Source organism: Streptomyces taklimakanensis (assembly GCF_009709575.1).
Lineage (GTDB): Bacteria > Actinomycetota > Actinomycetes > Streptomycetales > Streptomycetaceae > Streptomyces > Streptomyces taklimakanensis.
Genome location: NZ_WIXO01000001.1, coordinates 1,922,211 through 1,941,358, shown reverse-complemented (window position 1 = coordinate 1,941,358; position 19,148 = coordinate 1,922,211). Strand labels below are relative to the sequence as shown.

The 19,148-nt window shown below is 73.0% G+C and carries 14 protein-coding genes and 1 pseudogene; 6 read left to right on the top strand and 9 right to left on the bottom strand.

Annotated features, from left to right (window positions below; all coding sequences use genetic code 11):
* Positions 1-49: 49 nt before the first annotated feature.
* Together F0L17_RS08455 and tnpA are read right to left on the bottom strand one after the other, a co-directional pair.
* Positions 50-961, bottom strand: a complete 912-nt coding sequence (locus F0L17_RS08455) for a DUF4429 domain-containing protein (protein ID WP_155070582.1) — start codon at positions 959-961, stop codon at positions 50-52.
* 345 nt (positions 962-1,306) lie between these two features.
* Complete coding sequence (gene tnpA / locus F0L17_RS08450; protein ID WP_155070581.1) at positions 1,307-1,735, bottom strand: IS200/IS605 family transposase; 429 nt, start codon at positions 1,733-1,735, stop codon at positions 1,307-1,309.
* 22 nt (positions 1,736-1,757) lie between these two features.
* On the opposite strand from tnpA, the gene F0L17_RS08445 reads away from it, so the two are divergent.
* Complete coding sequence (locus F0L17_RS08445; RefSeq protein WP_155070580.1) at positions 1,758-2,975, top strand: RNA-guided endonuclease InsQ/TnpB family protein; 1,218 nt, start codon at positions 1,758-1,760, stop codon at positions 2,973-2,975.
* Between the two features lie 436 nt (positions 2,976-3,411).
* Here F0L17_RS08445 and F0L17_RS28285 read toward each other — a convergent pair.
* Positions 3,412-3,999, bottom strand: a pseudogene (locus tag F0L17_RS28285) (N-acetylmuramoyl-L-alanine amidase); the annotation flags it as partial.
* Between the two features lie 254 nt (positions 4,000-4,253).
* Between F0L17_RS28285 and F0L17_RS08435 the strand changes: the two are divergent.
* A complete protein-coding gene (locus F0L17_RS08435; protein ID WP_420802465.1) occupies positions 4,254-6,995 on the top strand; it encodes a SpoIIE family protein phosphatase in 2,742 nt (913 codons plus the stop codon).
* Between the two features lie 61 nt (positions 6,996-7,056).
* On the opposite strand, the gene F0L17_RS08430 is transcribed toward F0L17_RS08435, so the two are convergent.
* The 4 genes from F0L17_RS08430 to F0L17_RS08415 are packed head-to-tail and all read right to left on the bottom strand — an operon-like array spanning position 7,057 to position 12,932.
* Entirely contained in the window at positions 7,057-8,217 is a 1,161-nt protein-coding gene (locus F0L17_RS08430; protein ID WP_155070578.1) for an acyl-CoA dehydrogenase family protein, read from the bottom strand.
* Positions 8,218-8,221: 4 nt separating this feature from the next.
* Complete coding sequence (locus F0L17_RS08425; RefSeq protein ID WP_155070577.1) at positions 8,222-9,244, bottom strand: hydroxymethylglutaryl-CoA lyase; 1,023 nt, start codon at positions 9,242-9,244, stop codon at positions 8,222-8,224.
* Entirely contained in the window at positions 9,241-11,286 is a 2,046-nt protein-coding gene (locus F0L17_RS08420) for an acetyl/propionyl/methylcrotonyl-CoA carboxylase subunit alpha (protein ID WP_155070576.1), read from the bottom strand. Before F0L17_RS08420 ends, F0L17_RS08425 begins: the two co-directional genes overlap by 4 nt.
* A gap of 14 nt (positions 11,287-11,300) precedes the next feature.
* Entirely contained in the window at positions 11,301-12,932 is a 1,632-nt protein-coding gene (locus tag F0L17_RS08415; RefSeq protein ID WP_155070575.1) for a carboxyl transferase domain-containing protein, read from the bottom strand.
* An 86-nt stretch (positions 12,933-13,018) separates the two neighbouring features.
* On the opposite strand from F0L17_RS08415, the gene F0L17_RS08410 reads away from it, so the two are divergent.
* The 3 genes from F0L17_RS08410 to tesB all read left to right on the top strand — a co-directional run bounded on the left by F0L17_RS08410 (position 13,019) and on the right by tesB (position 16,000).
* Positions 13,019-13,618: an SACE_7040 family transcriptional regulator gene (locus F0L17_RS08410; protein ID WP_155070574.1), complete on the top strand. Its 600-nt coding sequence runs from the start codon at positions 13,019-13,021 to the stop codon at positions 13,616-13,618.
* A gap of 142 nt (positions 13,619-13,760) precedes the next feature.
* Complete coding sequence (locus tag F0L17_RS08405) at positions 13,761-14,918, top strand: acyl-CoA dehydrogenase family protein (RefSeq protein WP_155070573.1); 1,158 nt, start codon at positions 13,761-13,763, stop codon at positions 14,916-14,918.
* Positions 14,919-15,031: 113 nt separating this feature from the next.
* On the top strand, positions 15,032-16,000 hold the full coding sequence (gene tesB, locus F0L17_RS08400; protein WP_155070572.1) for an acyl-CoA thioesterase II: 969 nt from the start codon (positions 15,032-15,034) through the stop codon (positions 15,998-16,000).
* Between the two features lie 97 nt (positions 16,001-16,097).
* On the opposite strand, the gene erm is transcribed toward tesB, so the two are convergent.
* Positions 16,098-16,919: a 23S ribosomal RNA methyltransferase Erm gene (gene erm / locus F0L17_RS08395; protein ID WP_420802399.1), complete on the bottom strand. Its 822-nt coding sequence runs from the start codon at positions 16,917-16,919 to the stop codon at positions 16,098-16,100.
* Positions 16,920-17,085: 166 nt separating this feature from the next.
* The gene (locus tag F0L17_RS08390; protein WP_155070571.1) at positions 17,086-17,880 is read right to left on the bottom strand and encodes a phosphatase; all 795 of its coding nucleotides are present in this window, start codon (positions 17,878-17,880) and stop codon (positions 17,086-17,088) included.
* 180 nt (positions 17,881-18,060) lie between these two features.
* On the opposite strand from F0L17_RS08390, the gene speB reads away from it, so the two are divergent.
* On the top strand, positions 18,061-19,074 hold the full coding sequence (speB, locus tag F0L17_RS08385) for an agmatinase (protein WP_155070570.1): 1,014 nt from the start codon (positions 18,061-18,063) through the stop codon (positions 19,072-19,074).
* Positions 19,075-19,148 lie beyond the last annotated feature (74 nt).

Sequence of the window (19,148 nt, the reverse complement as noted above, 5' to 3'; positions counted from 1 at the left end):
CGTCCGCTCCCCCGACGCCCTCTCCCGCCGGCCCCTCTGCGAACCGTTCTCAGAACCGGCGCAGCACGGCCTGCTTGGCGGCGGTGAACTCCTCCTCGGTGAGGATGCCCTCCCGGTGCAGCTCGCCCAGCTCGCGCAGACGCCGCAGCAGGGCGTCGTGGTCCTCCTCCTGCCCGCCGTCGGCCGGCGCGGCGGGCAGCGCGAGCGGCTCACCGCCGTCCCCGGACGCCCCCTCCCCGGCGCGCGAGACGGCCGAGGGGTGCGGCAGACGGGCGGTGACGGCGGCGGCCAGCAGCACCGAGCTGACGTCCTTGGCCTGCCGCACCCCCCACAGCACCAGGCAGTTGGGGTCGTGGTCGGGCTTGAGGACGGCGTGCGCCCCCTTGGGCCGCAGCCGCAGGTAGCCGTTCTCCAGGCCCACCGCGGGACTCCACTCCACCCCCTCCAACTCGTGCAGCGCGAACGTGCGCGGACCGGTGGAGGACTTGCTGCCCTCGGCCACCCAGTTCCAGTCGAGCCGGACCTGCTCCCCGTCGAAGGAGGCCGTGCCGTCGGTGCCCTGCACCGTCAACGGAACCGACGGGCCGGGCAGCAGATAGCGGTCACAGGGCTCCTCGACGGGCACCTGCTCCACCACCAGGGCGTTGCGGACCTCGTCGGCGAAGTACGCGGCCACCCCCGAGCGGTCCGACTCCACCTCCAGACGGTACGGGTCGGCCGCGTCGGGCAACCGCCCGCCCGCGGCCTGGAGGAGCGGATCGGCCCCGTGCCGCAGCCGCAGCCGCAGCCACCCGCTCTTGCGCCCCGGCTCGTACGAGACCCCGGCCACCGCCGCCAGCGGCACCGCCAACTCGCCCAGGAGCCTCCGCAGCTTGTGCACGCTCTTGTGGTGGCCGGGCACGATGCGCACGGTGCCACCGTCGAACGTCCAGTTCCCCGCCTGCTGGAGTATCTCGGTCATGGGGCGATTCTCTCAGCCCGCGCCTCGCCCATGTCCCGCTTCCGCCGGGGCTTCGGCGGGGCTCCGGCGGCTCCGGCCCCCGGCGTCCGGGAGCGCCCCCTCCCACACCGGGGCCGGTCGCCTCGTCATCCGGCCGTCACCCGGCCGCCACCCCGACCCGCGCACCGGCCGTGGGTGCTTCCGGACGGTGCGCGGGCCGGCGGGACCGGGACCGGCGGGGTCTACCGCTGACCTTGCGGGAGTGCCCCGTCCTTCGGGGCGGGGTGAATCGCATCTCCGGCCTGCTCTGACCTCGGCGGTGGGCACGGATCCGCACTGTTGGCCCGCGCCCACGGCGTCCCGCGCTCAGTCCGGGCGCTTCTGCTGCGCGATGTGGTCCTTGACCGCCTGGAGCGGCGCACCACCGCACGAGCCCGCGAAGTACGACGGCGACCAAAACCGGCCGTGCACGATCGCCCGGTTCACCCGGCCCGTGAACTCCGCCCGCAGGCGCCTGGACGAGACGCCCTTGAGGGAGTTCACCAGGTTGGCCAGGGCGACCTTGGGCGGGTAGTGCACCAAGAGGTGCACGTGGTCGGCCTCGCCGTTGAACTCCTTCAGCCCTGCTTCGAAGTCCTCGCACACCTTGCGCATGACCTCTTCGCAGCGCGTCGGCATCTCGTCGTTCATCACTCCGCGCCGGTATCTGGTGACGAACACCAAGTGGGCATGCAGGGTGTGGACGACCGTTCGACCCCTGCGAACATCAGGGTCTGGTTCCCACCGTGGTGACATAGACCAACGGCAAGATGACCTCATGCGGCTTCGGTACAGCTTCCGCTTGTACCCGAGCGCCGGTCAGCGCACGGCGTTGGCGAGGGCGTTCGGGTGTGCGCGGGTCGTCTTCAACGACGCGTTGCGCGTCCGCGAGGAGGCCCGCGCGGCGGGGCTGCCGTTCGTCCCCTCGGGCGAGCTGTCGAAGCAGCTCACCGCGTCGAAGAAGACGTTCGAACGAGCGTGGCTCGGCGAGGTGTCGTCGGTGATCCTCCAGCAGTCCCTCCGGGACCTGGACACCGCGTACAAGAACTTCTTCGACGGCCTCAAGGGCAAGCGTCCGAAGACGGGGCCGCCCCGGTTCAAGTCCCGCAAGGACAACCGGCAGTCCATCCGGTTCACCGCGAACGCGTCGTGGCGGATCACGACGGGCGGGAAGCTGCGCCTGCCGAAGGTCGGCGACGTGCCCGTGCGCTGGTCGCGTGCCCTGCCGTCCACCCCGTCCACCGTGACGGTCATCAAGGACGCCGCAGACCGATACCTCGCCTCGTTCGTGGTGGAGACCGAGCCGACCGAGGCACCGCCCGAGGTGGACGCCGAGGTCGGCATGGACCTCGGGCTCGGGCACTTCGCCGTCCTGTCCGACGGCACGAAGGTCGACAGCCCGCGCTTCCCGCGCCGGGCCGAGAAGCGGCTGAAGAAGGCACAGCGGGAGCTGTCCCGCAAGCAGAGAGGCTCCGCGAACCGGGGCAAGGCCAGGGTGAAGGTCGCCCGCGCTCACGCGCGGGTCGCCGACGCACGCCGCGAGTTCCACCACCAGCTCTCCACCAAGCTGATCCGCGACAACCAAGCGATCGCAGTGGAAGACCTGGCGGTGAAGGGACTCGCCCGCACGCGCCTGGCCAAGTCCGTGCACGACGCCGGCTGGTCGGCGTTCGTGAACATGCTGGAGTACAAGGCCGCACGGTACGGGCGCACCTTTGTGAGGATCGGCCGGTTCGAGCCGACCTCTCAGGTGTGCTCGCAGTGCGGCGTCCAGGACGGCCCCAAGCCCCTCGGCGTCCGTGTGTGGACGTGCGGGGAGTGCGGGGCCGTCCTCGACCGGGACGTGAACGCGGCGGTCAACGTCGCAAAGGCGGCCGGACTGGCCGTGACAGCCTGTGGAGCGCAGGTAAGACCGGTACCCGTACCGGCACAGCGCGGTGAAGCAGGAACCCGCCGAGACCCGCGGCTGCGGGTGGCAGGAACCCCGGTCCTTTAGGACCGGGAGGATGTCAATTCCAGTACAGGCCCCGCAGACGGGACACGGTGATGGTGGCCGGCCTGTCGTCGGCGGAGTCGGCCGGGTAGTAGGCGGCCTCGAAGCGCAGCTTCTCGTCCCGCGCGATGCTGCCGGAGTGGTGGAAGTCGGCGAACGTGTCCCCCGAGGTGCCGATCCGCTCGATGATGCCGGACACCCAGCGGGTGCCGTCCGGCCTCAGGTGGTAGAAGCGGCCCTGGAGTGTGGACCCCTCCGGGATCGCGGCGGTGAGGTGCGCCATCGCCTGGTAGCGCGTCGCGCCGGTCAGGATGTCCACGCCCTTGATGCTCAGGGTCGTCCACTTCCTGGGGGGCAGCTCGATGTCGGTGGTCTGGTACTCGCCGATCACGTTCGGCACGTCGTCCTCCTCGTCCCGACCCCATCCGGGGGCGTGGTTCAGGCGCTCGCGGATGCGGGAGCGCATGCCGTTCATGGAGAAGCCGCGGGGATCGACCTTGCCAGGCTGCCACTCCAGATGGCCGATCACGGACTCGGCCTTCCAGCCGTGGTGCCGGCACAGGGCCGCGGCGGCACGCTCGATGGCGTCGAGCTGGGCGGCGGGCCAGGGGTCACGGCCGTCGCCGAGGTTCTCGCACTCGAAGCCGTAGAAGTGGCGGTTGCCGTCGGTGTTGGTCTCGTTGTCCGGGGGGAGGGAGGAGCGCTCGGCGATCACCGCGCGCAGTACGTCGTCGTCGCCGAGTCCGGCGTGGTTGGCCCGTCCGTGACCGACCAGGTGGACCCGGCCGTCCTTGGTGATGACGCCGTGGCACAGCGGGCCGGGCAGGCTGCTGTATCCCGTGCGGCAGATCTCCACCGTCCGCGCCGACCCGGAGGTGACCGTGTGGTGGATCATCACACCGTGCACCGGTCCCCAGGCGCCCTTGTGGTTGCGGTTGTGCGTGCGCCAGTCACCGACCTCGACGACTCTGAGTCCCTCCTTCTTGAGGGCGGCGACGAGGGTGCTCGCGCCGATGGGAGTGGCCATGCGTGTTCTCCCGGCTACCGTGGGTGAGTGTCGTTGTCTGTTTCTTACCCACCTCCACACGGGTGATCTGGGTGCGGCGGATGTTTTTCGGAGCGTTTCGGCGGCGCGGCGTCCGGACGTCCGTCGGGGCCGGGGTCGAAGGCGCGGCCGGCTGCCGCGGCCAGGGGGGCGAGCGTTCGCCTCCGGGCGGCAAACGATGTTAAGAAGGGCGTGTGATCGGACTTTCCGGCCGATCTTGGGACTTGCCGCCCCGGTTGTTCGGCGCCCGGCGCTCGCACGGGAGCGGGGGAACGGGAGACGGGGGCCCAGGACGTCGTCGAGCCGGGCGGCCGTCGTCGGAACGGCCCCCCGGCTCGCTGCTGGGTGTCCGGAGCCTGGCCGGTCAGGTGTTCCTCCTCCAGGCCGTCCTGGTCCTGCTGCTCGTCGTGGCCGCGGTGGCAGCCCTGCTGGTCCAGGCGGGCAGCAGCGGCACCCAGGAGGCGCGCAACCGCTCGGTCGCCGTCGCCGAGGCGTTCGCCGCCTCGCCGGGGCTCCCCGAGGCGCTGCGAAGCCAGGACCCGACCGAGGTGCTCCAGCCGCTCGCCGAGCGGGCCAGACAACGCACGGGGGTGGACTTCGTCGTCGTCACGGACACCGACGGCATCCGCTACACCCATCCCGAACCCGACCGGATCGGCAGGCGCTTCGTCGGCACGATCGAACCGGCGTTGGAGGGGAAGGTCGTCACCGAGGAGATCGTCGGCACCATCGGCCCCCTCGTGCAGGCCGTGGTCCCCGTCACCGACTCCGACGGAACGGTGATCGGCCTGGTCTCGGCGGGCATCACCGTCGACAAGGTCAGCAGCGGGGTGCAGGACCAGCTCCCGCTGCTGTTCGGCGCCTCCGCGGCCGCGCTGCTGCTCTCCATGGCCGGCACGGCCGTGATCGGCAGGCGGCTGCTGCGCCAGACCCACGGCCTGGGGCCGGCCGAGCTGGCCCGCATGTACGAGCACCACGACGCCGTGCTGCACGCCGTCCGGGAGGGTGTGCTCATCGTCGGTACCGGCGGCCGGCTGGTGCTCGCCAACGACGAGGCGCGCAGGCTGCTCGACCTGCCGCCCGACGCCGAGGGCCGCCACGTCCCGGAGCTGGGACTGGACCAGCGCACCACCAGGCTGCTGACCTCCGGGCGTCCGGCGGTGGACGAGGCCCACATGGTCGGGGACCGCATGGTGGTCGTCAACCAGCAGCCCACGGACCGCTACGGGGGTCCCCCGGGCAGCGTGGCGACCTTCCGGGACTCCACCGAGCTGCGGGTCCTTTCAAAGAGCGCGGAGGCGGCGCGCCGCAGGCTGAAGCTGCTCTACGACGCGGGCACCGGGATCGGCACCACACTGGACATGGTGCGCACCGCCGAGGAACTGGCGAAGGCCGCGGTGCCCCGGTTCGCCGACTTCGTCACCGTCGACCTGGCCGACGCCGTGCTGCGCGGCGACGAGCCGGCCGACGGCGCGGTGGGCCTGCGCCGGGTGGCCGCGGCCGGCATCCGGGACGTTCCGGCCTTCCACCCGACCGGCGAGCTGATCGACTTCAGGCCCGCCACGCCGCAGGCCCGGGGCTACCGGTCCGGGCACGCCGTCCTGGAGTCGGAGCTGACCACCGCCGAGGGGTGGCGGGCGCAGGATCCCGAGCGCGCTCGGGACATTCTCGCCGAGGGGGTCCACTCGCTGGTCACGGTGCCGCTCCAGGCCCGCGGCATCGTCCTGGGCACGGCCACCTTCTGGCGCTCGGAGAAGCCCGAGCCCTTCGACGACGACGATCTGTCCCTGGCCGAGGAACTGGTGGCGCGGGCCGCGGCCGCCGTCGACAACGCCCGCCGCTACACGCGCGAGCACGCCATGGCCGCCACCCTCCAGCGCAGCCTGCTGCCCCGGGCCCTGCCCGGACAGGGGGCCCTGGAGGTCGCCCACCGCTACCTGCCCGCCCAGTCGGGGGTGGGCGGGGACTGGTTCGACGTGATCCCCCTCTCCGGGGCCCGGGTCGCGCTGGTGGTCGGCGACGTGGTCGGTCACGGGCTGCACGCGGCCGCCACCATGGGGCGGCTGCGCACCGCCGTCCACAACTTCTCCGCCCTGGACCTGCCGCCCGACGAGATCATCGGGCACCTCGACGAGTTGGTGAGCCGGAGCGACCGGGGCTTCGACGGCGAGGAGGGGGAGCCCGACGACGCCACCGGGATGATGGGCGCCACCTGTCTGTACGCGATCTACGACCCGGTCGCCCGCACGTGCGTCATCGCCCGCGCCGGGCACCCGCCCCTCGCCCTCGTCCACCCCGACGGCAGCGTGGAGTTCCCCGACACCCCCGTCGGCGCGCCCCTGGGGCTGGGCGGGCCGCCCTACGAGACGGCCGAGATCGACCTGGCCGAGGGCAGCCGTCTCGTCCTCTACACCGACGGACTCATCGAGGACCGCGGACGCGACATCGACGTCGGGCTGGCCCTGCTGAGGGAGGCGCTGGCCCACGCCGGGACGGCCTCCCCCGAGGAGATGTGCGACGTGGTGACCGGCGCGCTGTTGATCGAGCGTCCGCGGGACGACGTCGCCCTGCTCGTCGCCCGCACCCGGGCGCTGGCGGTCGACCGCACCGCGGTCTGGGACGTGCCCTCCGAACCGGCCGCGGTCGCGGAGGTCCGTGCCGGCGTCGCCCGGCGGCTGGCCGACTGGGAGCTGGAGGAACTGGGTTTCACCACCGAGCTGATCCTCAGCGAGCTGGTCACCAACGCCATCCGGCACGCCACCGGACCGGTCGGGGTGCGGTTGCTGAGGCTGGAGCGGAGTCTGATCTGCGAGGTCTCCGACACCAGCAACACCTCACCCCACCTGCGGCGCGCGGCGGCGACGGACGAGGGCGGCCGCGGCCTGTTCCTCGTGGCGCAGCTCTCCGAGCGCTGGGGCACCCGGTACACCGGGAGCGGGAAGATCATCTGGGCCGAGCAGCCGCTGCCGCCGCGGTGACCGGCCCCGGCCCCGGCCCAGGACGGGGCCGGGGCCGCCGAGCGGTCCGCGACACGCCGTCTCAGGAGGCCATGCCCAGCTCCCGGGCGATCAGCATGCGCTGCACCTCGCTGGTGCCCTCGCCGATCTCCAGGATCTTGGAGTCGCGCCACATACGGGCCACCGGGTACTCGTTCATGAAGCCGTAGCCGCCGTGGATCTGGGTGGCTTCGCGGGCGTTGTCGACCGCGGTCTCGGAGGAGTACAGCTTGGCGATGGCCGCCTCCTTCTTGAACGGCTCGCCCGCCAACAGACGGGCCGCCGCGTCACGCCAGGCCAGACGGGCGGTGTGGGCGCGCATCTCCATGTCGGCGATCTTGAACTGGATGGCCTGGTTGGAGCCGATCGGACGGCCGAAGGCGTGGCGCTCCCCGGCGTACCGCACCGACTCGTCCACACAGCCCTGGGCCAGGCCGGTGGCCAGGGCCGAGATGGCGATGCGGCCCTCGTCGAGGATGCGCAGGAACTGCGCGTAGCCGCGGCCCTCCTCGCCCAGCAGGTTGGCGGCCGGGACCCGCACGTCGGAGAAGGACAGCTCGCGGGTGTCGGAGGCGTTCCAACCGACCTTGGAGTAGGGAGCGGCCACGGTGAAGCCCGGGGTGCCGGAGGGGACGATGATCGAGGAGATCTCCGGGCGGCCGTCGGGCTTGCGTCCGGTGACGGCGGTGACCGTGACCAGGCCGGTGATGTCGGTGCCGGAGTTGGTGATGAAGCACTTGGTGCCGTTGATCACCCACTCGTCGCCGTCGCGGACGGCGGTGGTGCGGGTGCCGCCCGCGTCCGAACCGCACTCCGGCTCGGTCAGGCCGAACGCGCCGAGCATCTCGCCCGAGCACAGCTTCGGCAGCCACGCGCGCTTCTGCTCCTCGGTGCCGAAGCGATAAATGGGCATGGCGCCCAGCGAGACCGCGGCCTCCAGCGTGATGGCGACGGAGGAGTCCACCCGGGCCAGTTCCTCCAGGGCCAGGCCCAGGGCGAGGTAGTCGCCTCCCATGCCCCCGTACTCCTCGGGGAACGGCAGGCCGAACAGGCCCATGCGACCCATCTCGCGGACGATCTCGTAGGGGAACTCGTGGTTCTCGTAGAACTCCCCGATCTTCGGCGCGACGACGTCGTGCGCGAACCCCTCGACGGTGCGGCGCAGTTCCTCGTGCTCGGGGGAGAGGCGGTGGTCAAGGGACATGGCTTCACTGCTCCTTGTGGGAGTCGAGGGAGTCGGGGCCGGTGGTGTTCCGGGGGGAGTCGGCGCTCCGGGACGCCAGGGCGCGGACCGTGCGGGAGGGGCTGGGGCGGCCCAGCCGTTCGGCCATCCACACGCTGGTGGCGGTGAGACGGTCGAGGTCGATCCCGGTGTCGATGCCGAGCCCGTGCAACATCCACACCAGATCCTCGGTGGCGAGGTTGCCGGTGGCGCTCCTGGCGTACGGGCAGCCGCCGAGACCGCCCGCGGAGGCGTCCACGGTGGTGACGCCGTGCCGCAGGGCGGCGAGGGTGTTGGCCAGGGCCTGACCGTAGGTGTCGTGGAAGTGGACGGCGAGGCGCTCGGTGGACACCCCGGCCTCGTTCAGAGCGGTCAGCAGGGCGGTGACGTGGCCGGGGGTGGCCACGCCGATGGTGTCGCCCAGGCTGAGTTCGTCACAGCCGAGGTCGAGCAGGCGACGGCAGACGCCGACCACCCTCTCGACGGGGACCGGGCCCTCCCACGGGTCGCCGAAGCACATCGACAGGTAACCGCGGACCCCGGCACCCGCCTCCTTCGCCCGGGCGACCACCGGTGCGAACATCGCCAGGGCCTCGTCGACGGTGCGGTTGAGGTTGGCCTTGGCGAAGGACTCGGTGGCGCTGCCGAAGACGGCGATCTCGCGGGCGCCGAGGGCCAGGGCCCGCTCCAGACCGCGTTCGTTGGGCACGAGCACCGGCAGCCGTACGGCCGCGTCCCCCTCGTGGCCGGCCAGGCCGGCCAGGCCGGCCACGGCCGGGAACAGCCGCTCGGCGTCGGCGAGTTGGGGCACCCACCTGGGATGGACGAAGCTGGTGACCTCGACCGTCCGCAGTCCGGCGTCGACGAGCCGGCGGACGAACTCCGCCTTTACCTCCACGGGGACGATCGCCTGCTCGTTCTGCAGGCCGTCGCGCGGCCCCACCTCGTGGACGCGGACCCGGGCGGGAAGTCCCTCGGCGGGAAGGACCATGGGCAGTTCGTCGATCATCGTGCGGCCTCCCCGTCCGACTCCCCGGACCGTCCGGGTTCGACGACGGCCAGCACCTGGTCCATGGCGACGGTGCTGCCGGGCGCGACGTCCAGCTCGGTGACGACCCCGTCGTACGGCGCGGCGATGACGTGCTCCATCTTCATCGCCTCCACCACCAGCAGGCTCTGGCCCGCGGTGACCTCGTCGCCGACGGACGCCTTGACGACGGTGACCGTGCCGGGCATCGGCGCGGTCAGCGCGTCGGCGCCGTGCGCCCCGGCGCCGCCCCGCAGGGCCGCCTCGACCGGGTCGTGGTCGGCCAGGTACCAGCCGGCCCCGCTCCGACCGAGCCACCGGCCGCCGTCGACGCCGGCGTGGGAGAAGACGTGGGTGACGCCGTCCCACTCCAGCCGCACCCGGTCGGTGGCGCCGCCGCGCAGCGCGGCCCGCACCGGCGGATCGTCCCCGACGCGCACCTCGGCGTCCGGAGATCGACCGCGCACCCGTACGGCCACCGGCTCGTGGCCCGGTGTCCGCAGGTGGTGGACCGTCCAGGCGGCCTCGCCACCGAGCCGCCAGCCGGTCGGCGCCGAGAACGGGTCCGTCCAGCCGGTGGAGGAAGGCCCCGGCTCCAGTTCGGCGTGGCGCAGCAGGGCCGCCGCCGCGTACACCTCGGCGGGCACGGTCGACGGCAGCAGCGAGGCCGCCTCGCGGTCCACCAGTCCGGTGTCCAGCGCGCCGGAGAGCACCGCCGGGTGCTCCAGCAGGGCGCGCAGGAAGGCGGTGTTGGTCTCCACGCCCAGGATCGTCGTCTCCGCCAGCGCCGCGCGCAGCCGGCGCAGCGCGGAGGCCCGGTCGGGGCCGTGGGCGATCACCTTGGCGAGCATCGGATCGTAGTCGGTGCCCACCTCGGTGCCCCGCGCCAGGCCGGAGTCCACGCGGACGCCCTCGCCCGACGGCTCGGACAGCAGGTGGACGGTGCCGGCCGACGGCAGGAAGTCCACTCTCCCACCCGTGGCGCGCGCGGTCTCCGCGCAGATCCGGGCCTCCACCGCGTGGCCGTCCAGGGTGATGTCGTCCTGACCGAAGGGCAGTGGCTCGCCGGCCGCCACCCGGAGCTGCCACTCCACCAGGTCCACCCCGGTGATCAGTTCCGTCACCGGGTGTTCGACCTGGAGGCGGGTGTTCATCTCCATGAAGCAGTAGGCGGCCGGGTCGCCGCCGGGGACGATGAACTCCACCGTGCCGGCGCCCCGGTAGCCGCAGGAGCGGGCGGCGCGCACCGCCGCCTCGCCCATCGCGGCGCGGGTTGCCGGATCCAGCAGAGGGCTGGGCGCCTCCTCGACGATCTTCTGGTGGCGGCGCTGGAGGCTGCACTCGCGTTCGCCCAGGTGCACCACGGTGCCGTGGCCGTCGGCGAGGACCTGGATCTCGATGTGGCGCGGACCGTCGATCCACCGCTCCACCAGCAGGGTGTCGTCCCCGAAGGCGCCGCGGGCCTCACGCCGCGCGGCGGCGATCTCGTCGGGGAGCAGGGCCTCGTCGCGGACCAGCCGCATGCCCTTGCCGCCGCCGCCCGCCGAGGGCTTGAGCAGTACCGGCATGCCGACCTCCAGCGCGGCGGCGGCCAACTCGGCGTCGGTCAGGGAGCTGCCGTCGCTGCCGGGGACCACCGGCACCCCGGCCGCCTTCACCGTCTCCTTGGCACGGATCTTGTCGCCCATCAGCTCGATGGCCTCGGCGGGCGGGCCGACGAAGTCCATCCCGGCGTCGACCACCGCGCGGGCGAAGGCGGCGTTCTCGGCGAGGAAGCCGTAGCCGGGGTGCACCGCCTGCGCGCCCGTCCGCCGGGCGGCCTCCAACAGCCGCTCGATCGACAGATAGCTCTCGGAGGCCACCGCCGGGCCGATCCGCACCGCGGTGTCCGCCTCCCGCACGTGCCGGGCGTCGGCGTCCGCGTCGCTGAAGACGGCGACCGAGCGCACGCCCAGCCGCCGCAGCGTGCGGATGACGCGGACGGCGATCTCGCCGCGGTTGGCGACCAGCACCGTGTCGAACATGGAACGCATCCCCCTCACATCCGGAAGACGCCGTAGCCGGGCGCCGCGGGGTCCTTCTCGGGCAGTGGCGCGTTGGCGCACGCGGTGAGCGCGAGGCCGAGCACCGTACGCGTCTCCAACGGGTCGATCACGCCGTCGTCCCACAGCCGCGCGGTGGCGTAGTAGGCGTTGCCCTGGGTCTCGTACTGCTCGCGGATCGGCGCCTTGAAGGCGTCCTCCTCCTCGGCGCTCCACTCCTCGCCGCGCGCCTCCAACTGGTCGCGCTTGACGGTGGCCAGCACCGAGGCGGCCTGCTCCCCGCCCATCACCGAGATCTTGGCGTTGGGCCACATCCACAGGAAGCGCGGCGAGTACGCCCGGCCGCACATCGAGTAGTTGCCCGCGCCGTAGGAACCGCCGACGACCACGGTCAGCTTGGGCACCCGGGCGCAGGCCACGGCCGTCACCATCTTGGCGCCGTGCTTGGCGATGCCGCCCGCCTCGTAGCTGCGGCCCACCATGAAGCCCGAGATGTTCTGCAGGAACAGCAGAGGTATGCCGCGCTGGTCGCACAGCTCGACGAAGTGGGCGCCCTTCTGGGCGGACTCGGCGAACAGGATGCCGTTGTTGGCGACGATCCCCACCGGATGGCCGTGGACGCGCGCGAAGCCCGTCACCAGCGTGGTGCCGTACTCGGCCTTGAACTCGGCGAACCGCGAGCCGTCCACGATCCGGGCGATGACCTCGCGCACGTCGTACGGGGTGCGCGAATCCACCGGGACCGCGCCGTACAGCCCGGCCGGATCGACCCTCGGCTCCTCCACCGGCTCCACCGACCACGGCAGCGGGCCGCGCTCGGGGAGGGTGGACACGATCTGCCGGACGATGCGCAGGGCGTGGGCGTCGTCCTCGGCGAGGTGGTCCGTCACCCCCGAGGTGCGGGAGTGGACCTCACCGCCGCCCAGTTCCTCGGCGGTGACGACCTCGCCGGTGGCCGCCTTCACCAGCGGCGGCCCGCCCAGGAAGATCGTGCCCTGGTTCCGCACGATCACGGCTTCGTCGCTCATCGCGGGCACGTACGCACCGCCCGCCGTGCACGAGCCGAGCACCGCCGCGATCTGTGGGATGCCGGCGCCGGACATCCGCGCCTGGTTGTAGAAGATCCGTCCGAAGTGTTCGCGGTCGGGGAAGACCTCGTCCTGCATCGGCAGGAAGGCGCCGCCGGAGTCCACCAGGTACACGCACGGCAGCCGGTTCTCCAGGGCCACCTCCTGGGCGCGCAGGTGCTTCTTGACCGTCATCGGGTAGTACGTGCCGCCCTTGACGGTGGCGTCGTTGGCGACGACCACCACCTCGCGCCCCGACACCCGCCCGATCCCGGCGATCACGCCCGCGGCCGGAGCCTGCCCGTCGTACATGCCGTCCGCCGCGAGCGGGGCCAGCTCCAGGAAGGGCGAGCCGGGATCCAGCAGGGTGTCCACGCGGTCGCGCGGCAGCAGCTTGCCGCGCGCGACGTGTCGCGCCCGTGCCCGCTCGCCGCCGCCCAGCCGCGCCGCGGCGAGCTTCTCGCGCAGTCGCGCGGCCAGCTCCCGGTGCGCGGCCTCGTTCGTCCGCCAGGCCTCGGACGTCGGGTCGGCGGTGCCGGCCAGTGGAGGAGCCTGCTGCATGCCCTTCGAGCCCCCTTGCTCGGTTAGTGAGCGTTAACCTCGCCATCAGGTTAACGCCCGCTAACCCGGCTGTCTACAATTCCCCCATGAGGACCAGGACCGACGCCCCCACCCGCCGCGAGCAGATCCTCGCCGAGGCCGCCCGCCTGTTCGCCGAGCGCGGCTTCCACGGCGTCGGGGTGGACGAGATAGGCGCCGCGGTCGGCATCAGCGGTCCCGGTCTCTACCGTCACTTCGCGGGCAAGGACGCGATGCTCGCCGAGCTGCTGGTGGGCATCAGCGAGCGGCTCTACACGGGTGGACGCAGGTGCCTGAAGGAGTCCGCCGACGCCGGGCTCGCGCCGGGCGCGACGCTGGCCGCGCTCATCGACCGCCACATCGACTTCGCCCTCGACGACCGCGCCCTGATCACCCTCCACGACCGCGAGCTGGACCGGCTGCGCGACAGCGACCGCAAGCTGGTGCGGCAGCTCCAGCGGCAGTACGTGGAGCTGTGGGTGGAGGTGGTCCGCGAGGTCCATCCGACGCTGCCGGAGAAGGAGGCCCGCGCCTCGGTGCACGCGGTGTTCGGGCTCCTCAACTCCACCCCGCATCTGAGCCGCCCCTCCTCCCTGCCGGACCGCGCGGCGACGGCCGCGCTCCTCCACCGGCTGGCCCGCGGCGCCTTCGCCGCCGCCGCGGCGTGACCGCCCCCGTGCGGCCCGCCCGCGCCGTATGACCCCGCCCACAGGCACGGCCGCCGGTCGAAGACCCCTGGACAGCGCGTTCGCCCCTTGGGTAGCTTGCCTCTGAGCAAGCGCTTAGTTTCCGGCCCGCAGGAGGCGTGAGATGCGTCGCACGGTGTTCAACGAGGACCACGAGGCGTTCCGGGAGACCATCCGCGACTTCATCGCCGCCGAGGTCGTCCCCCACTACGACGCGTGGGAGAAGCAGGGGTACGTCCCCCGCGACTTCTACCGGAAGCTCGGAGAGCTGGGCGTCTTCGGGATCGAGGTGCCCGAGGAGTACGGCGGCGCCGGCGAGACCAGCTTCAAGTACAACGCCGTCATCACCGAGGAGACCGCCCGCGCGGGCGTCAGCTTCGGCGGCTCCGGCGTCCACACCGCGCTCTGCCTGCCCTACCTGCTGAAGTACGCCACCGAGGAGCAGAAGCGCCGCTGGCTGCCGCCCTTCGTCACCGGCGAGATGATGACCGCCATCGCCATGACCGAGCCCGGCACCGGCTCGGACCTGGCCGGGATGAAGACCACCGCGAAGCTGTCGGAGGACGGCACCCACTACATCCTCAACGGCGCCAAGACCTTCATCACCGGCGGCGTGCAGGCCGACCGCGTCCTGGTCTGTTGCCGCACCGCGCCGCCGTCCCCACAGGACCGTCGCTCGGGCATCTCCATCCTGGTGGTGGACACCGGGAGCGAGGGCTACGCCGTCGGCCGCTCCCTCGACAAGCTGGGCCTGAAGTCCTCCGACACCGCCGAGCTGTCCTTCACCGACGTCCGGGTCCCGGTCGAGGACCTCCTCGGCGAGGAGGGCGAGGCGTTCTCCTACCTCACCCACAACCTCCCGCAGGAGCGCCTGGGCATCGCGCTGGGCGCCTACGCCCAGGCCGCGGCCGCCGTCCGCTTCGCCCACGAGTACGTCAGGGAGCGCACGGTCTTCGGCAAGCCGGTGGCCTCCTTCCAGAACACCAAGTTCGTGCTCGCCGACTGCAAGTCCGACGTGGACGCCATGCAGGCGGTCGTGGACCGGGCGTTGGAGGCCCTGGACGCCGGGGAGCTGACCCCCGCCGACGCCGCCTCCGCCAAGCTGTTCACCACCGAGCTGGCGGCGAAGGTCATCGACAAGTGCCTCCAGCTCCACGGCGGTTACGGCTACATGCGGGAGTACCCGATCTCCCGCCTGTACGCCGACACCCGCGTCACCCGCATCTACGGCGGCACCAGCGAGGTCATGCGTTCCATCGTCGCCAAGTCCATGGGGCTGTGAGCCTCACGGGGCCCGCGGGAGCGCCGCGGACCCCGGGGGAACGACGGGACGGCGGGAACGGCGTGGACACGCCGGGGCGCGGCGGCGACCGGGCGGAAGAACGGGCACATCACATGGACATCGAGGGCACCGAGGGCACCGAGGGCACGGGGAGCGCGGACGGGGCGGGGCACGGCGGCGGGAGCGGCGGTGCGGCCGAGCCGGACCCCCTGACCGACCTGCTGCGCCTGCTGGACCTGGAGCGGATCGACCGCGACATCTTCCGCGGCCGGAGCCGGTTCGCCGTCGTCCCCCGCGTCTTCGGCGGCCAGGTCGCCGCGCAGGCGCTCGTCGCCGCCTCCCGCACCGTCGACGAGGACCGGCTCGCGCACTCGCTGCACGCCTACTTCCTGCGCCCCGGCGACCCGGACGCCCCGATCGTCTACACCGTCGACCGGATCCGCGACGGGCGGTCCTTCACCACCCGCCGGGTCGTCGCCGTCCAGCACGGGCGGCCGATCTTCCACCTGTCGGCGTCCTTCCAGACGTACGAGGAGGGCATGGAGCACCAGGAACCCATGCCCGACGTCCCCGACCCGGAGACGCTGCCGTCCTCCGCCGAACTGCTGCCGCGCCACGCCCACCTGTTCGGCGATCCGACGGTGGCCGACCGCCTCGCCGAGGCACGGGCGGCGGTCGACCTGCGGTACGTCACCGATCCGCCGTACCTGACGGCCGGTCGGCCGCGGGAGCCGCGCTCGCGGATCTGGTTCCGCACGCGCGGCAAGCCGGACGGCGAGTACGACCGGCCGATGTTCCACCTGTGCCTGGCGACCTACGTCTCCGACATGAGCCTGCTGGAGCCCGTCCTCCTCGCCCACGGCCGCGGCGGCTGGACGGTCGGGGACGTGGTGGGCGCGAGCCTGGACCACGCGATGTGGTTCCACCGCCCCTTCCGGGTGGACGAGTGGCTGCTGTACGACCAGTCCAGCCCCACCTCCCAGGCCGGCCGCGGGCTGGGCAGCGGCCGGATCTTCACCGCCGACGGACGGTTGGCGATCACGGTGATGCAGGAGGGCGTGGTGCGGGCGCCGCGCGGCTGAGCGCCGCGCGGCTGAGCGCCGCGCGGCTGAGCGCCGCGCGGCTGAGCGCCGCGCGGCACTCCGCGCCAGGTCGTTTCCGCCGCCCCCGGCCCGCCGCTCAGCCCCGGCCCGGGCCCAAGCCGCGGAACAGCACCAGCCACTGATCGGGCGTCACCAGCCCCACCGGCACGTCCTCGCCCACCCCGGCCGCCCCGCAGACGGCCCGCACCCGGCCCGTCCGGTGCCGCCGCGCCAGCGTGGCCGCCAGCGATCCGCCGAGCCCGGTGAACCCGTACTCGACGAACTCCCGGTAGGCGGCCGCCTCCCCGGCGGACAGCAGGGGAACGGCGCGGCGTTCGATCCGCAGCACGGCCGAGTCGGTGCGCGGCGGCGGCACGAAGCTCCCGCGCCCGACCCGGAACCCCAGCCGCCGGTCGTGCTCGGGCCGGGTGCGGATCGTCGACAGCGGCCAGCGGCCGTAGTCCCCGGTGTGCTTGCGCGCGTACTCCCGCTGGGTGAGCAGCGTCGCCGAGGTCAGCGCGGGGGCGTCCAGGCACCACCGCACGACGGCGGAGGTGCGGGAGTAGGGGATGTTGCCCACCACGGCGAACGGCTCGCGGGGCGGGGCGGCCCGCAGGAAGTCCCCGCGGACCGGCCGGACGCCGGGGTGTTCGGCGAAACGGCGCGCCAGTCGGGCGGCCAGGCGCGGGTCGATCTCGTAGGCCACCACCTCGCGGCAGGTCCGGGCGAGCACGGCGGTGAGCGGCCCCTGGCCGGCGCCGGGTTCGACCACCAGGTCGCCGGGCCCGACCCCGGAGAAGCGCACGAGGCGGCGGATGACGTCGGTGTCGTACAGGAAGTTCCGGGAGAGCGCGATGCGGCGGCGTGCCACGGTGAGTCCTCTGCTGCGAGGACGGGCCCGGGCACGGCTCGACGGCACGGTGGCGCGGCGGCGTGCGCGCCCCTGGTGATCGCCGCGAAGGTGGCGGAACACATGCCGCCGACGCCAGGGAAGCGTCCGCCGCCGGGCAACCGGGTTTTCGCGGGCCGCGCGGACCGGGCCCCGAAAGAACCCCGGGCCCCGCGCCCGCCGCCTCCCGGCGTCGCTAGGCGGGCGTCAGACCCGCCGCGTCCAGCAGGTAGGCCGTCAGCGGCTCGTAGTAGCGCGGGTTGACCACGTGGTCGTCCAGGGGGACGGTGACCGTGAGGGTGCCCTCGGCCTCGCCGATGAAGAGCGCCGGGTCGTTGCAGTCGGCGAAGCCGACGGTGGGGATGCCGCGCTGCGCCGCGCAGCCCGCCCAGCCGTGGTCGGCGAAGACCAGGTCGGGCAGCGGCTCGCCCTCCCGCTCCAGGGCGTCGAGGATCGCGGCCATCGGCGCGGGGGAGTGGGTGTGCCACAGCGTCGCGCCGCGCTCGTGCATGGCGATGTCGGCCAACTGCACCACCACGCCCTGGTCGGCGATCAGCCCCAGCGGCACCCGGACGATCTCGCACCCGGCCAGGCGCAACGCGCTCGCCACCCGACCGTGCAGGTCGATCAGGGCGCCGGGGTGGCCGGTGGCGAACAGCACCCGGTGTCCCGCCTCGGCCGACTTGCGCAGCTCGACGGCGGCCCGGTCCAGGGCGGCCACGGTCAGCTCGGGGTCGATGGTGTCCTGGCCCTGGCGGTGCCCCGGGTCGTCCATGACTCCGCAGCGCTCGGCCATCACCGCCAGCACGTCCTGCTCGTCGGACCACCGTTCGCCCAGTTCCAGCCCCAGCCAGAAGTGCCGGTCGCCGTTGGCGAGCCGGCGGTAGTGGTCCAGGTTGTTCTCGCGCGGGGTGGCGACGTCCCCCGCGATGCGGGTGCGGACGAGGTGCTCGATCAGCTCGGCGCGGGTGGGGACGGGGGTTATCGGCATGGGGGCATTGTCCCCCGTGGTCGCCCGTCGGGCGATCGTCTTCGCGCGCGCCGCGACCGGCGGCGCACGCGAGGACCTCCCGGAACGGTCCGGCGTCTGTACGGGGCGTCCAAAAGGCCGCGCCCGACTGGCGGATCCGTCCATGTCTCCCCGGGTGGTGCCGTGCCTACGCTCGGCCGCATGAGCACGGACGACACCAGCACGCACAGCGCCATGCCCCGAGGCCCCGTCGACTCCTCCCGGACCCCGCGCTTCGCGGGCCCGGCGACCTTCGCCCGCCTGCCGCGCCTGGACGAGGTGCAGGGCCGCGCGGACGTCGCGGTCGTCGGCGTGCCCTTCGACTCCGGCGTCTCCTACCGTCCCGGCGCCCGCTTCGGCGGCAACGCCATCCGCGAGGCGTCCCGGCTGCTGCGCCCGTACAACCCGGCCCAGGACGCCTCCCCCTTCGCGCTCGCCCAGGTGGCCGACGCGGGCGACATCGCGGCGAACCCGTTCGACATCCACGAGGCGGTCGAGACGGTCGAGGCCGCGGCCGGGGAGCTGCTGGAGAGCGGCGCCCGGCTGATGACCCTCGGCGGCGACCACACCATCGCCCTGCCCCTGCTGCGCGCGGTGGCCCGGAAGCACGGCCCCGTCGCCCTGCTCCACTTCGACGCCCACCTGGACACCTGGGACACCTACTTCGGCGCCGAGTACACCCACGGCACGCCCTTCCGGCGCGCGGTGGAGGAGGGCATCCTCGACACCTCCGCGCTCTCCCACGTCGGCACGCGCGGTCCGCTGTACGGCAAGAAGGACCTGGACGACGACGCGAAGATGGGCTTCGGCATCGTCACCTCCGCCGACGTGATGCGGCGCGGCGTGGACGAGGTGGCCGACCAGCTCAGGCAGCGCATCGGCGACCGTCCGCTGTACGTCTCCATCGACATCGACTGCCTCGACCCGGCCCACGCCCCGGGCACCGGCACGCCCGAGGCGGGCGGCATGACCTCGCGCGAGCTGCTGGAGATCCTGCGGGGGCTGGCCTCCTGCAACCTGGTCTCGGCCGACGTGGTGGAGGTGGCCCCGGCGTACGACCACGCCGAGATCACCGCGGTCGCCGCCTCCCACACCGCCTACGAGCTGACGACGCTCATGTCCCGGCGGATCGCGGCGGAGCGGCAGGAGCGGACGGGGACGGAGTCCGCCGACTGACGCCCGAAGGGCGTTGCGGAAGCAACCTCCAGATGACGGGAAGCACCTCGGAACGAAACCTTCCGGGGTGCTTC

Bases quoted from the DNA above. Each gene is read 5' to 3' on its own strand.
- F0L17_RS08455 (WP_155070582.1), bottom strand. From the start codon at position 961: ATGACCGAGATACTCCAGCAGGCGGGGAACTGGACGTTCGACGGTGGC.
- F0L17_RS08445 (WP_155070580.1), top strand. From the start codon at position 1,758: ATGCGGCTTCGGTACAGCTTCCGCTTGTACCCGAGCGCCGGTCAGCGC.
- tesB (WP_155070572.1), top strand. From the start codon at position 15,032: ATGGACATCGAGGGCACCGAGGGCACCGAGGGCACGGGGAGCGCGGAC.
- F0L17_RS08420 (WP_155070576.1), bottom strand. From the start codon at position 11,286: ATGTTCGACACGGTGCTGGTCGCCAACCGCGGCGAGATCGCCGTCCGC.
- F0L17_RS08390 (WP_155070571.1), bottom strand. From the start codon at position 17,880: ATGCCGATAACCCCCGTCCCCACCCGCGCCGAGCTGATCGAGCACCTC.
- tnpA (WP_155070581.1), bottom strand. From the start codon at position 1,735: ATGTCACCACGGTGGGAACCAGACCCTGATGTTCGCAGGGGTCGAACG.
- F0L17_RS08410 (WP_155070574.1), top strand. From the start codon at position 13,019: ATGAGGACCAGGACCGACGCCCCCACCCGCCGCGAGCAGATCCTCGCC.
- F0L17_RS08405 (WP_155070573.1), top strand. From the start codon at position 13,761: ATGCGTCGCACGGTGTTCAACGAGGACCACGAGGCGTTCCGGGAGACC.
- F0L17_RS08430 (WP_155070578.1), bottom strand. From the start codon at position 8,217: ATGTCCCTTGACCACCGCCTCTCCCCCGAGCACGAGGAACTGCGCCGC.
- F0L17_RS08415 (WP_155070575.1), bottom strand. From the start codon at position 12,932: ATGCAGCAGGCTCCTCCACTGGCCGGCACCGCCGACCCGACGTCCGAG.
- F0L17_RS08425 (WP_155070577.1), bottom strand. From the start codon at position 9,244: ATGATCGACGAACTGCCCATGGTCCTTCCCGCCGAGGGACTTCCCGCC.
- speB (WP_155070570.1), top strand. From the start codon at position 18,061: ATGAGCACGGACGACACCAGCACGCACAGCGCCATGCCCCGAGGCCCC.